Consider the following 12,848-nt stretch of genomic DNA (forward strand, 5'->3'; position numbering starts at 1 on the left):
AATGTTCCCTGTATACTACAGTTGACAAAAATCTTTTGAGCCAGGGGTAACTTCTTTATCCTTTTCTCTCTCTTTCAGGTCTCCTGTTGGAAACGTAATCAAAAAGATGTGGTCATATATCCCCAATGGTTTCGACTATAGGGATTGAAATCATTATAGAAAGGAGAAGCGCCTTTCACCCCAAAGGGAGGTTCTATCTCACAAAACTCCTGAAGAGGAAGAAACTCCACAGCATTCACGCCTATCTCTTTGAGATGGGCTATACCCCCCTTCTGATGGGGTTCGACAAAACCCTCGTATGTGCCTTTTCTTTGACAACCCTCGGAGAGCATGGTCATATCCCGAAGGTGGCACTCATAGATAATCCACTCATGGGGCTTTGGAAGAGAAATGGTGGGCTTCTTCCATTGGTAATTGTCCTCTACAATGAGACCAAGGTGCCGCTGTGGATAGCCAATATAACTCGCCACCGCCTTGGCATACGGATCTGCAACAATGTAGCCTGGATGAAACAACTCTCCAGGACCTTTAGGACCAAAAACCCGGTAGCCATAGTAATATCCTGTACAATTTTTGGGAACGATGGCTTCCCATACCCCCGCCTTCTTTCGTTTCATCTCTATCTGGATTTCTCCCTGATAGCAAGGGGATGGTTCTGTTTCCTGATAAGGAAATTCAAAAAGGGAAAGAATCACCCGTTTTGCCCTCGGAGCAAAAAGTCGAAAGATGGTTGTGTTCCCATACCGTCTTGTCCCAAGCCATCCCCGAAAATGAAAACGCGCCCAGTAAGCCTCACTAAACTCCACAAAAAAAGAGCGATTATGAACAATAAGTTCGTAGTTATGATCAGGTCGAAGAAGGGGTGTAAAAAGCCTCCAGGCGTTTGGTCGAAGTTGTTTTTTCTTTTTGATGAGAAACGTGGAACCATCTTCTATATCCCTCAGCGCAATAAGACGCGGCCATTCGCCGTGCCCTTCCACGTCAATGGTGGTATCAGTAATCCGCCACACGCTGTAGATTTCCATGTCTCCTCCTTGTGAGTTTTTCATTATATGCTTAGTTTGAGAAAAAGTCAAATAGAGAATTGAGGAGAACATGGGAATGGGCAAAGCATAGTCTCCTGAGAGTGCCCAATAGTGAGGAGCTATCCCCTTGTTTCAGCCAACCATACCCCTTTGCTGAAATAAAGTAATAGCCCTATCCCCCAGGTGAAATAAATATGAAACAAAAAATGTCAACCTCACCCTTTCAAAAAAACCTTCAAAAAATTTGTGTTTTTTTAGAAAAGGGTCTATAATAACATCCATCAGAGTGTTCGTTGTGGTGGAAGGAGGAATCATATGTTATTCCGTGAAATCCTTGAGGAGCGCTTTGTTCGCATAGGCCTCAAGGCAACGAAAAAGAACGAAATTTTTGAGGAACTTGCTGAACTTTTTCAGGAGATCCATGGAATTGACAAGAAAGAAGCCTACAAAGCCATGGTAGAAAGAGAAAAAAAGGGATCAACAGGACTGGGAAACGGTCTTGCTATACCCCACGGGCGAAGTCCCCATGTCAAAGACCTTCATCTCCTCTTTGTTTACGAACCTGAAGGCAGAGAATTCGAAGCCTATGATAAACAGCCTTCCTATCTCTTTTTGGCGGTGATTACCTCTGATGAATACAGCCCTCAACAGCAACTGGAGATTCTCCGAATCATTGTAGAGATCTACGAAAAAACAGACATGGTCCAAGCTATCAAAAAAGTCAAAACCCCCCACGATCTCTACAAACTGATCCTTGAGAAGGAAGCTGAGTGCCACAAATAACCTATGGCAGAGAAAACAAAGCGTTCTCGCCGACGGCGAAAATCCTCCCGTTATCTCCCTCTCTTGTGGTTAGTTACCGGTGCCCTTTTAGCCCTTGTTCTGGTCTTCTCAGGGAATATTGCCATTGACACCTCCGGCAAGATTGCCTCTCAAGAAACCTCGCAGAATAAATCTTCCTCTTCTCAAAAACCCCCCTCTTCTCAGCAAAAAACATCGCAAAAAACAACAAAAGAGGTGGTTATTTACTTGGCTAAGCAATTAGAAAAAGGGGTGCGCCTTGTTCCCCATACCATACCCCTTGAAGAAGGAGAAGGGATTCTTCAAGCCACCCTCCAGGCCCTTCTCAAGGCACGGGAATACGACGACCTCAACCTGATACCTCCCGACACAAAAATCAAACGCCTCTGGATCAAAGATGGATACGCCCATATCGATGTAAGCGAAGAGTTTTCCTACAACGCCTATGGCCTTCAGGGGTATAAACTTCAGATCTATCAGATAGTACTCACCGCATGTCAGTTTCCCAATATCAAGGGAGTATATTTCTATCTTGAAGGTAAACCCCTCCGCTATTTAGGGGGTGAAGGATTCCCCATCCCCCAACCAGTCCTTCCTCCCAAAGAACCCTTTGAAATACCTTACTAAATTGATGACAGAGCGAACAAGATATCTCTCTTCGCATCAAAAAACGGAACAGTGTGTCGTTTACTGGATGAGTCGAGACCAGCGTGTGTACGATAACTGGGCCCTTCTTTTTGCCCAGCAAAAGGCCATTGAAAAAAAACTCCCCCTCGTTGTGGTTTTTTATCTTGCTAAGCAATTTTTAGGCGCGAAATCATGGCATTTTGCCTTCATGATAGAGGGCCTTAAAGAGGTTGCTAACACCCTTTCTCAATACCAGATCCCCTTTTTTCTTGTCTCTGGGACTATAGAAGAGGATTTCATCTCCTTTCTTCTCAAAATAAACCCCGAAGTGGTCGTGACCGACTTTGACCCCCTCCGAATAAAAAGACAATGGAAAACCATCCTCACACAAAACCTTCCCAAAACGATTATCGAAGTAGATACCCACAACATCGTCCCCTGTTGGAAAGCCAGTGATCATGCTGAATTCGCCGCCAGAACCCTTCGCCCAAAGATTCAACGCCTTTTGCCTTTTTTTCTCACCGATATCCCCAAACCAATCATTCACCCCTATCCATGGAAAGGATATTCTCCTTCTCTTTTGTGGCCATCCTTCTCATCCTTGCCCCCCTTCTCCCCCAAGCCCGGGGAAACAGCCGCCTGGGAGACATTTCTTCAGTTCTTACAAGCAGGCATTCACCGATATGCCACCGAAAAAAACGATCCCATGGCTTTTGCGACTTCCCGTCTCTCGGGATATTTTCATTTTGGCCAGCTTTCTCCCCAAAGGGTGGCCTACGAAATCCATCATCATCCCACCATAAGCGACATCAACCGACAGGTTTTTCTCGAAGAACTCATTGTGAGACGAGAACTCTCAGATAATTTTGTCTTTTACCAGCCATATTATGATAGCTGGGAAGGCATTCCCTCATGGGCACAAAAATCCCTTGACCGCCATCGCGATGACCCGAGAGAATACCTCTACGACAGAGAAACCCTTGAGATGGAGAAAACCCATGATCCTCTCTGGAACGCCTGTCAGCGTTCTCTTCGTCTCACCGGCTATCTTCACGGCTATCTTCGCATGTACTGGGCAAAAAAGATCCTCGAGTGGTCCCCCTCTCCAGAAAAGGCCATCGAATGGGCTATTTTTTTCAATGACAGTTACCTTCTCGATGGAAGAGATCCAAACGGCTATGTAGGAGTTCTCTGGAGCATTGGTGGTCTTCACGATAGACCCTATGGAGACAAACCCATCATCGGTCAGATAAGACCCATGACCTTCAGCGGCTGCAAAAGAAAATTCGACGTCGATCGCTATATCCAATGGGCAAACACTCTTCCTGACTATGATTTTTCAGGATAATCAAAAATCACTTCTGTGACCACGTCTGTGGCCTTTTTCTCCTTGGCTTTTTGAAGATTCGCAAACCCCACCGAAAGAAAATCCTCCACACTCATCCCCGGCACATAGACTGACGCCCCCATAAAAAGTGTTACCTTGGCACTGGTATTCCCACAGAGATACTCACTCATCGACACCACCTCCCGCATCTTCTTCCCCACCGCACACACCCCCACCAGGTCCGTATCCATGAAAAGAATCACAAATCTCCCCCCTCCCCAATGAGAAATCACATCATGCGCCCTGAGATTAGCCCGAAACGAAGCCGCAAGAAGCCCAAGCACATTATCAGGACAGGTATAATTTGTCGATGCCATCTCAATGAGAGCCTCAATCACCAAAAGCCCAAGATCAGACTTTTGTCTTTTCTGCCTCAATACCTCATACCGCACCATATCCTGAAAAGCCTCAGCATTGAGTGTCCTTGTCACTCTATCCAACCGAAGAGAAAGCATATTCTCCTCTTGCAAAACCTGAAGTTGCCTGTTTAGCTTGTGCAATGGATACTGAATCCCACTATAGATAACCCCATCTAATCCAAAAAGAAGTCCAATCCATTCAAGAGTAAGGATATACTGAAGCCAGAGAAACGAATCCTCCGTTTTCGCGACTTGCCACCAGAAAACCCCCGTTATCATACGAAACAATACCCAAAGAACAAAGGCCGTATACACTGTGGAAAGAATACGATGCCGCCAGACAAAGAGAAGACCCAGTGTCACCAGAAGAACCACCTCTATTCCCACAATCCACCACAATGCAAAGGGAAGAAAAAGATTCTTCCATAACGGCAAAAGAACTGCCGCATATTCCCGAAGAATCCACCACAGCCCCACCAAAAAGAGCCCATACACCACTACAAAAGGCCAGTAAAGAGAAATTCGTCTATGGGCATACCACGCCCCCACAAAAAGCCAGAACGTCATCCAGAGAGCGAGAAGAAAATGAAGGGGATACATAAAAGCAGGAGAAGAAGGGGCATTCATCAACAAAAACAACTCATACACCACCCCAACTAAAACACCCGAGACACCAAAAGCAGAAAGCAAGGCCGCATCATGGGAAACAAAAGAAAACGTGGCCCCTGTCACATACAAATACGTAACCCCCACCCCCACCATACCAAGAAAAAGCATCAAAAGATACACTCTCTCATAAGGAAAAAGAACAATCAAAAGCGTCGCTAATCCTAAAGAAAGAACAAGAAAAAACCATAACTTTTTGAGTGCCGTCATATATCCCTCCACGATTCCTTTACTAACAGGTACATTGTATATAAACATTCTCTTTTTTGCAAATTTTGAAAAAACCTTACTCTCAACCTAAAGAAAAGAGGTCACGACCAAATCCGCAAAGGATTTTTTTGATTTTTTTCTTGTTTTTTCATATCCTAAAAAACCAACGAAAAGAGACCTTTGCACGAATGTGCAAGGGTCTCGAAAAGAGGATACTATGGAAAGAAATCTGTTTGCCATGGAAGAATGGATCTACCGAGCCTCAAGACGAAAACACACACCTCTTCCTATCAATTTTGGTATCGCCCTGCTCTGTGAGCCCCTTCCAGAAGAGCAGGTGGTAAGAAGTGCCCTCCAGAAAATGGAGAGCCTCTTCCCCTTCGGCAAAACCCGTGTTATTCTGAGAGAAAAAGAGCGCGGTATTCTCACCACCACTGACACCTCTCTTCTTCCTGTGACCTTTGAAGAAGTGCCCGATATCTGGGATGCCGTGGCTTCTCAAGTGGGGCAACTTTTTGACGACCCCTCTCTTCCTCTTCTCAGGATAAAACTTTACAAAAGTCCTCAAGGGGGATTTTTCTATGCTCATTTTGATCATGCCCTTGTCGATGGAATAGGGGCTATCAGCTGGCTTAAAACCCTTTTCGCCATTCTCGATGGGAAAGACCCTTCCCCTCTTCCTACCTGCGATTGGGATGATGTTCTTGCAAAACACTTCACCACAACCTGGCAAGACAAATATATTTCCGAGAGAAGCACGAAAAAAAACTGGTGGAAAAGTCTTCAGGAAATCCTTTCTGAACCCTCCTGGCCCTCTCACTGGCACTATCGCCTTCTTTCGCATGCTTTTCCCCCCTCCACCACCCGAAAACTGAGAGAAAAAACACAAAAAGAACACACGACGGTACATGCGGCTCTGGCTGTGAGTTTTCTTCAAGCTTTTTACGAAAAGGGATGCGGCCACAAACGCCCACAAAGAACTGTCCTCTCTCCTGTCAATCTTCGGCCACTGTATGGTCTTTCCCCTGATACGTTTGGGCTTTTCAATGGCACCATTCGAACCACGGTGGACTTTTCAGATTCTCGCCCTTTCTGGGAGAGGTGTCGTTTTTTCAAACGCCTGCTTGACCTTCAGATAAAACAAACAGATTTTCTCTACTTTCATTATCGATCCGAACAGGATTTGAAAAGAGCCCTTCTTCACGGCTTCCAGAGACGAAGACGCTTTGATACGCGCAAGGACTATGATCTCTCTCTCACCAATATAGGGATAGTAGATGGATTTCCTGCCTTTGTCAAGGCTATCTATGGCCCTATCGCCCAGGGACTTCCCACGGAAACTGTCCTGGGTGTCTGCACTTACCACGACACCATGACCCTCTCATGGGTAAGTAAACCGGAGTTCATGCCTGATGACATAAGTCGTCACCTTTTTCAACGGGGTATAGAGATTCTTCTCTCTGTTCTTTAGCTTATTATCGAAGCAGGCATTTTTCCAGGAAATTTTCCCCACAAGGTAAAATCGCCCCATGGGGCACCTAAAAAAAGAGCAAACTGAAATCCCACCACTATCACCGCCACTCCCACAAAAACCAAAGCCCAAAACCACATCATTCCCTCCTTACTTTTTTCCTTTACGAGGATACCCTCTTTCGTATGATCAATTGATTGCCACCCGAAAGCCTCTGATACGCACACTCATCGGCATACGTCCTGAGAACATGGATCCCTAAGCCATGGGTATTTCCCTTTTGAAGATGGGCTTCCATATCCACAGGAGGGTACTCAAGGGGATTAAAGGGAGGAGCCTCGTCCTCAACAATAATCTCTACCATTTTCTCATGGCAAGAGGCCTTCACCTTCACCACTCCCCCTTTTTTCTCATACCCATACTTGATAGTATTGGTGACCACCTCATCCACCACAAGAACAAGCTGAAACACCTTTTCTTCTGGCATAGAACACTGATGCAAAAACTCTTCAAGCCTTTCCCGTACCTTTTTCAGTTCAGAAAGATCTCCCTGAATACTAATTTGGATACTTTCCTCCATGAAACAAACCTTACAAAAGTTTTTTTGCTTCCTCTATCGAAGAAGCTACCGGAAAAACCTTTGAAAAACCCATGGTATCAAACACCTTTTTGATTTTTTCTTGCATGTTGGCAATGACAATCTTCCCCCCTTTTGTTTTCAGGGTATTGTGGTTGGCCATCAAAACACCCAGCGCCGCCGTAGCAATATAACTCATCTGAGCCATATCAAGAAGAAGCTTTGTCCCCTGAGAGGCGGCTTCTTTCAGTACCTTGTCTAACTGAGGAGCGGTGTGGGCATCCATCTCCCCCGAAATTTTCACAATCACCACACTCCCATCTTTCACCACCTGAAATCCTGCCATATCTTCCTCCTTAGGATTTGATTTCATTCTTGTAGAGAAACTCCACTAAATTGATTTCGTTTTCAAAAAACCCCATGGCCAAGAGTTCCTCTCGTGTCTTTCCCTCTCTGAGCCACTTTTTGAGTTGTTCCTCGCGGGAAAGCGGAACTTCTTTCTTTTCTCTTATAGGAGAACTTCCTTCCTCGGGGAGAGTCTTGCCCTGTGAGGAAGAACCCATTTCCTGAAAAGAACTCTTTTCAGGTTTCTTTTCCACAATCTTTTCCACCACAATCGGACGCTGAGCCCTATCGATTTTCTCATCCAACTGAATAATCTTCTGATTGGCTCTCTGAAGAAGCTTCTGGAGTTCTTCAATCTTGGCTTCTAACATCGAGATATTCCTTGTCGCAGCGGCGTTAAACTCAACGATGAGGCTCTCCATCTCCTTTTTGAGACGGGCATCAAGAGCCCCATCCTCAAGTTGTTTGATACGCCTCAACGTGATCACAAACAAATAGACGGAAAAGCCAAAAATCACAAGCGAAATCAGAAACGATGGCATAGTCTCTCCTCTCTTTTATCATACAATAGAGAAACAAAAAATGCAAATACCAAAATCGAAAGAGGCAAAACATGCCCCATTTTTACCAAAAGTTGCGATTATTGTCTCTCTCTTCTATAATGCTTTATCCCTATCCAAGGAGAAATTATGAGAAGGCTTTCTCCTCTTTTTTTTGTGTTTGTATCCCTTTCCTTTGCTGTTCAGACCACCTATCTTCCCTTTTTCCAGTGGGAAAGAATTGGAGAGTATGAACTCAGTAACCTCACCCTCTCATCAGCAGGAGAGCTTTCTCTCTCCTCTTCTTTCTCTTCCCTTTATACCTCACCAAATCCCGTCTGGTGCGCTATTGGCTGGAAAAATACACTCCTTGCAGGAACAGCCGAAGGAGCCTCTCTTCTCTGGATAAGCGGAAATTCTCTCCAGAGCAACTCCTTTCCTGATCACGAAATCATTTCCGCTTTGGCGAGCGATGACCACTTTCTGTATGTGGGAGCCATTCCAAACACCACCCTTTATCTTCTCAATACCAAACGAGAAGTCATAGAACAATACCCTCTCTCGTCCTCTTACCTCTGGAGTATTGTTCCCTCCCCCTATGGGGTATGGCTTCTCACAGGAGAACCAGCAGAGATCTACCTTCTTCGAGGAAACAAACTGCAGAAAATAGCCAGTCTCTCAAGCGAACGTCATCTTCTCAAAGGCATCTGGACAGAAGAAGGGCTTTATCTCATGGGAGAATCCTCTTTTCTTTATTTTCTTTCCCCATCCTCAGCAAACATCCGTATCGCCGCCGAATTTCCAGAACCCATTCAGGACATAACAGGGGATGGCCATACCCTCTACCTTGCCATCAATAGAACGGTTTCCCGAAGTCGCCGTCAAAATGGAGAGGCTGAAAGACAGGAAGGGGTCATCTATCGATACGACAAAAAGACTATTTCTATTCTCACCTCGCTTCCCGGTGTTCGTCTCTCCCAGATACTCTTGTGGCAAAAAAAACTCTACATGGGAAGCCTGCAAAACTTTTTCATCTATGACACGAGTGACAATTCTCTTCAGGCTTCCGGTTATGGGAAGGGCGGGGTGAGGCTTTTTGCTGTGGCCAGTGATAGGCTTCACCTCATCACAGAAAGACCGGCAAAAATCCTTCAAATGGACGTGGCTAAAGCACGCGAAGGAAAACTTACCACACCCCTTTTTGATGCCGGACAAAAAGCCACATGGGGAAAGATTCTCGGCCTTGACACTCGCCTCTCTTCTCTTTCTCTCATGACACGATCGGGGATGACACCCCTCTCAGACCTCTTAGAAGAATGGTCATCCTACCAGAAACAGCCCACCTCTCAACCCAATCGTTACCTTCAAATACAATTATCCCTCTCAGATCCCTCCCCTCTCTCACTTCGAGAGGTCGTGGTGGCCGCTTCTCCCCTCAACCAGGCACCGGAAATTACCCGCTTTGATGTCTCTCAACAGGGAGAGAAGCTTTTGTTCTCATGGACCGCGAGAGATCCCAATCAGGATGACCTCATATACACCCTTTCCATAAAACGAAAAAGTGGCTGGGTTCCCCTCTTTTCCTCTCCCCTTACCAACTCCTCTCTTGAACTCTCGGCCCGTATGTTTCCCGAAGGAGGCTACAGTTTTCTTCTTTCGGTAGAAGATAGTCCCTCCAATCCACCCTCTCTTGCCCTTTCTGCAAGCCAGGAAAGCGGTTTTATTACCATCGACCATACACCTCCTCAGATAAAAAATGTCAAAGCTACCCTGCTGAAAAATCGTCTCCAATGTGAATGGAGTGTTTTTGATGGGAGTGGCATTGCTCGCGTGTGGTATAGCTTCTCTCCTTTAGAATGGAAACCCATCCTTCCCGAAGATGGCCTCTGCGACGGGCAGGAAGAAAGATTTGTCCTTTCCCTTGAAAACTACACCGGGGGATACATCCAGATCAGAGCCCAGGACGCTAACGGCAATGAAAGCGTCTATGGACAGTGGCTTCTCCCCTAAAAAAATCCGTGTGTCGTTCCACACATTAACAGAAGGGGTATTTCCACATAGAAACTGAATACCTCATAAGTATACCTCTACCTGGTGGAATTTTCAACTTTTTCTTTCCATGGATAATGGGCTATCTCATTGCCTTTGTAAAAAAGTTTCACTCATTTCCGGGGAATTCTCTTACCTCGATGTTGACGCCAGGCAATACCCGAAAAGCATTCTCTTTTGGAACCCGATATTTATGGCCGTTATACGAAACCTCATAAGTTTTATCCAGCCTGCGAAAAGCTCGAAACGCAAAAGCCTTTTCAAACTGTTCAGGGGTGGCTGTAAAGGGCTTAAAAAGGTCTTTCTGAGGCTTTCTACGAGCCTCTGAGAATACTTCTTCGGGAGTTCGTCCATCAAGGGCTCGAGAAGGCGTCTTATTGTGCTCTATGACATATTCTCTCAAAATCCAGTTCAGTTGTTCCAGGGTTTCAATGCGTTGCTTTTTCAAGGTTTTCTTGAGGTAAAAAGTGAGTTGTTTCTGGAATGTCTGGATTTTACGCTCAATTTTCCCCTTGCCCTGGGGTTGATAAGGTCTGGAATTAACGACACAAATATCCAGTTCCTCAAACGCAGTGGCTATGAGGCCATTATTCTTTTTAGAGTACTTTGGGTCATTGTCATAGTACACCTTGTAGGGTAAACCATACTCAGAGAAAACCTCCTGCCAAACTGGCATATGGTTTTCTATTGTGTCCTGGGATAAAAACTTAGCAGCAAGAACATAACGAGAATGGTCGTCCATAATCAAAAGGAGCGGAAAAGCGGGTTTCTTTTCAAGCCATGGGTGAATGGAAACGTCTGCCTGCACAATCTCGCCTATGGCTTCTGCCTGCCACCTTTTGCGGTAGTGATGCCTTGCTCGCTCAGGATAATGGACAAAGAATTGATTACGTTTCCAACAGGAGACCTGAAAGAGAGAGAAAAGGATAAAGAAGTTACCCCTGGCTCAAAAGATTTTTGTCAACTGTAGTATACAGGGAACATTTTAGATAAACAAGTTTTTTCTGGGGAAAGTACCCTTTTTAGGCCATAAAACAGGGCAATAAGTACGTACCATCCCTATGTTTTATATCACATCCTGCCAGTAGACACCATCGATAGCCTCATCACGATTATAGTAGTAATGCAAACGCACAGCAAGAACATTGGTTGCCCCTTCTCTTTTCCATACCCCTACATCCATTCTCTGGTTTATGGTTCGCATCACCCGTTCTGCCCTTGAGGTTGTTCCTGGCAAACCATCTTCACTGTCACAGGCGAACATGTCTTTTTGAGCACGAAGAAGATAATAAAAACAATGTTTGCGCCCTTTTTCGTGAAATAAGTCAAGAAGATTCTGAATATGCTGTCTGCGCTCGCTTTGATAACCAAGTCTTGTTTGCCAGTCATTTTTGTACCCCAAGAAACAGGCTTTCCCTGTTTCAGCGACAATATTTGTCCACTCAGAAGAACGATATCTCACTCTATCAAGACGAAGAAAATACTTCAATTGATAACTTACATGCCACAAACATCGTTGAAAAACGATACCGGGATGTTTGCCCTGGTTAATCCCTGTATCTCCATCGACAACAAGAAAAAACCGAGAAAAAGAGTGTTTTTCTTGAATGGGCTTAAGAAGTTTGTCCCAACCTGCATGGTAATTATCCACAAGAAGGCCTGCTATTCTTGTATTTTTTCCTGTCAATGGGGAGGCTTGTTGCCTCTCCTGCAAAAGAATTTTAGCTTCTTCTCCTTTTTTCTTGCCCTGAACAGGAATACCCGTCCCATCGGCTTCTCCACAGGGTTTTTCTTTTTCTGAGATACTGAAATGTATCTTTCTCCCAATATTTTGAAGGTTTTTCCAGAGGGTGCTAAGACCTATTTTATACCCTGTGAAGGAAAGAATACGAGCGGCCACTCGATAGGTGGTAAGAGCCCCGGCTAAAGCCACTCTGTAGATATCTTTCAGGATTTGCCTTTTTCGCTTTTCTACACCAAGAAGAGATCTTGTGAGAAAAAGTTTTCTTCCACACTTTTTGCATTGAATTTGGAGCTGAGGAAGAGTGATCTTTCCAAAGGGCATCAGAACAAAAACAGTGTTTTTTCCATGCTTTGTTTTCCATATGAAGTGATGTTTTTCTCCGCATGTACAGGTGATACGACCTTCTTTTATTTCTTTTTCTGCCACTTCTACAGAAATCTGATGAACAAATGACTCAAACACTCCTTTGATGGCCTGGAGAAAAACCACCACTAACGTCTCAAGTTTTGTGTCAGGGTAGTCGATAGTCAAAGTGAAGGTGAATTCTTTACGCATGGGTTCCTCCTTGTGTCCTATTATCGGCCAGGGAGGAACTTTTTTTTGCTTTTCCTCATCTTCCCACTGCAGGTCTCCTGAAAAAAACGTTACCAAAGAATTTTTTTAGCACTCTCCGAATAGTTTCATCTGAAACCTTAGGAAAATCCTTGTAAAGCTCATATAAGGTGCTGGAAAGAATCCTTACCGAAGGGTACTCTTTCTGTTTATTCTCTTTTTCAATGGCCAGTTCTTCGTATGTTTCAAGAATAAGGGCTATATGCTTTTGCTCAAGCTTTGACTTTCTGGATGTTCTTTGCCGAACAAGATTTTCTCCTCGACAGAATCTTTGATACAAAACGGTAACCCAGGATCGGCTTATATCAAGTTTTCTTGCCACCCAACCTAAAGAAATTTCCCTTTTCTGAACTTGAACAAAGAATCCTTGTAATCTCTTTACCTTCGATTTAACCATATACTTCTTCCTCCTCTTCATAGTTCCTCCTTATTATCC

14 protein-coding genes are annotated in these 12,848 nt (G+C 44.7%); 5 read left to right on the forward strand and 9 right to left on the reverse strand.

The window, feature by feature from the left end; translation table 11 throughout:
• Positions 1–98: 98 nt before the first annotated feature.
• Positions 99–1,025, reverse strand: a complete 927-nt coding sequence (locus tag BREVNS_RS04780; protein ID WP_483427909.1) for a hypothetical protein — start codon at positions 1,023–1,025, stop codon at positions 99–101.
• Positions 1,026–1,340: 315 nt separating this feature from the next.
• Here BREVNS_RS04780 and BREVNS_RS04785 point away from each other — a divergent pair, with 315 nt between their 5' ends.
• Genes BREVNS_RS04785 through BREVNS_RS04795 form a run of 3 tightly spaced genes read left to right on the forward strand, consistent with a single transcriptional unit; the run spans position 1,341 to position 3,801 of the window.
• A complete protein-coding gene (locus BREVNS_RS04785; protein ID WP_483427910.1) occupies positions 1,341–1,808 on the forward strand; it encodes a PTS sugar transporter subunit IIA in 468 nt (155 codons plus the stop codon).
• Positions 1,809–1,811: 3 nt separating this feature from the next.
• The gene (locus BREVNS_RS04790) at positions 1,812–2,453 is read left to right on the forward strand and encodes a GerMN domain-containing protein (RefSeq protein ID WP_483427911.1); all 642 of its coding nucleotides are present in this window, start codon (positions 1,812–1,814) and stop codon (positions 2,451–2,453) included.
• Positions 2,437–3,801 carry a deoxyribodipyrimidine photo-lyase gene (locus BREVNS_RS04795; protein ID WP_483427912.1) on the forward strand — a complete coding sequence of 455 codons (1,365 nt, stop codon included), beginning with the start codon at positions 2,437–2,439 and terminating at the stop codon, positions 3,799–3,801. The genes BREVNS_RS04790 and BREVNS_RS04795 overlap by 17 nt, the downstream gene beginning before the upstream one ends.
• Here the strand turns inward: BREVNS_RS04795 and BREVNS_RS04800 are convergent.
• On the reverse strand, positions 3,783–5,075 hold the full coding sequence (locus BREVNS_RS04800; RefSeq protein WP_483427913.1) for a GGDEF domain-containing protein: 1,293 nt from the start codon (positions 5,073–5,075) through the stop codon (positions 3,783–3,785). The genes BREVNS_RS04795 and BREVNS_RS04800 overlap by 19 nt on opposite strands.
• A 217-nt stretch (positions 5,076–5,292) precedes the next feature.
• On the opposite strand from BREVNS_RS04800, the gene BREVNS_RS04805 reads away from it, so the two are divergent.
• Positions 5,293–6,546 carry a hypothetical protein gene (locus BREVNS_RS04805; protein ID WP_483427914.1) on the forward strand — a complete coding sequence of 418 codons (1,254 nt, stop codon included), beginning with the start codon at positions 5,293–5,295 and terminating at the stop codon, positions 6,544–6,546.
• On the opposite strand, the gene BREVNS_RS04810 is transcribed toward BREVNS_RS04805, so the two are convergent.
• Genes BREVNS_RS04810 through BREVNS_RS04825 form a run of 4 tightly spaced genes read right to left on the reverse strand, consistent with a single transcriptional unit; the run spans position 6,543 to position 8,010 of the window.
• A complete protein-coding gene (locus BREVNS_RS04810) occupies positions 6,543–6,686 on the reverse strand; it encodes a hypothetical protein (protein ID WP_483427915.1) in 144 nt (47 codons plus the stop codon). The two genes, BREVNS_RS04805 and BREVNS_RS04810, sit on opposite strands and share 4 nt — an antisense overlap.
• Before the next feature lie 23 nt (positions 6,687–6,709).
• A complete protein-coding gene (locus tag BREVNS_RS04815; RefSeq protein ID WP_483427916.1) occupies positions 6,710–7,126 on the reverse strand; it encodes an ATP-binding protein in 417 nt (138 codons plus the stop codon).
• Positions 7,127–7,136: 10 nt separating this feature from the next.
• Positions 7,137–7,469 carry an STAS domain-containing protein gene (locus BREVNS_RS04820; RefSeq protein WP_483427917.1) on the reverse strand — a complete coding sequence of 111 codons (333 nt, stop codon included), beginning with the start codon at positions 7,467–7,469 and terminating at the stop codon, positions 7,137–7,139.
• A 10-nt stretch (positions 7,470–7,479) separates the two neighbouring features.
• Positions 7,480–8,010: a hypothetical protein gene (locus BREVNS_RS04825; RefSeq protein WP_483427918.1), complete on the reverse strand. Its 531-nt coding sequence runs from the start codon at positions 8,008–8,010 to the stop codon at positions 7,480–7,482.
• Positions 8,011–8,157: 147 nt separating this feature from the next.
• On the opposite strand from BREVNS_RS04825, the gene BREVNS_RS04830 reads away from it, so the two are divergent.
• On the forward strand, positions 8,158–10,017 hold the full coding sequence (locus BREVNS_RS04830; protein ID WP_483427919.1) for a hypothetical protein: 1,860 nt from the start codon (positions 8,158–8,160) through the stop codon (positions 10,015–10,017).
• Between the two features lie 148 nt (positions 10,018–10,165).
• On the opposite strand, the gene BREVNS_RS04835 is transcribed toward BREVNS_RS04830, so the two are convergent.
• From BREVNS_RS04835 to BREVNS_RS04845, 3 genes are all read right to left on the reverse strand, one after another.
• Positions 10,166–10,864: a transposase family protein gene (locus tag BREVNS_RS04835; protein ID WP_483427920.1), complete on the reverse strand. Its 699-nt coding sequence runs from the start codon at positions 10,862–10,864 to the stop codon at positions 10,166–10,168.
• Positions 10,865–11,122: 258 nt separating this feature from the next.
• Positions 11,123–12,355 (reverse strand): hypothetical protein, encoded by a 1,233-nt coding sequence (locus BREVNS_RS04840; RefSeq protein WP_483426076.1) that lies wholly within the window; start codon positions 12,353–12,355, stop codon positions 11,123–11,125.
• A gap of 55 nt (positions 12,356–12,410) precedes the next feature.
• The gene (locus BREVNS_RS04845; RefSeq protein WP_483427921.1) at positions 12,411–12,809 is read right to left on the reverse strand and encodes a hypothetical protein; all 399 of its coding nucleotides are present in this window, start codon (positions 12,807–12,809) and stop codon (positions 12,411–12,413) included.
• Positions 12,810–12,848 lie beyond the last annotated feature (39 nt).

Source organism: Longinema margulisiae, assembly GCF_025266855.1.
Classification (GTDB): Bacteria; Spirochaetota; Brevinematia; order Brevinematales; family Thermospiraceae; genus Thermospira.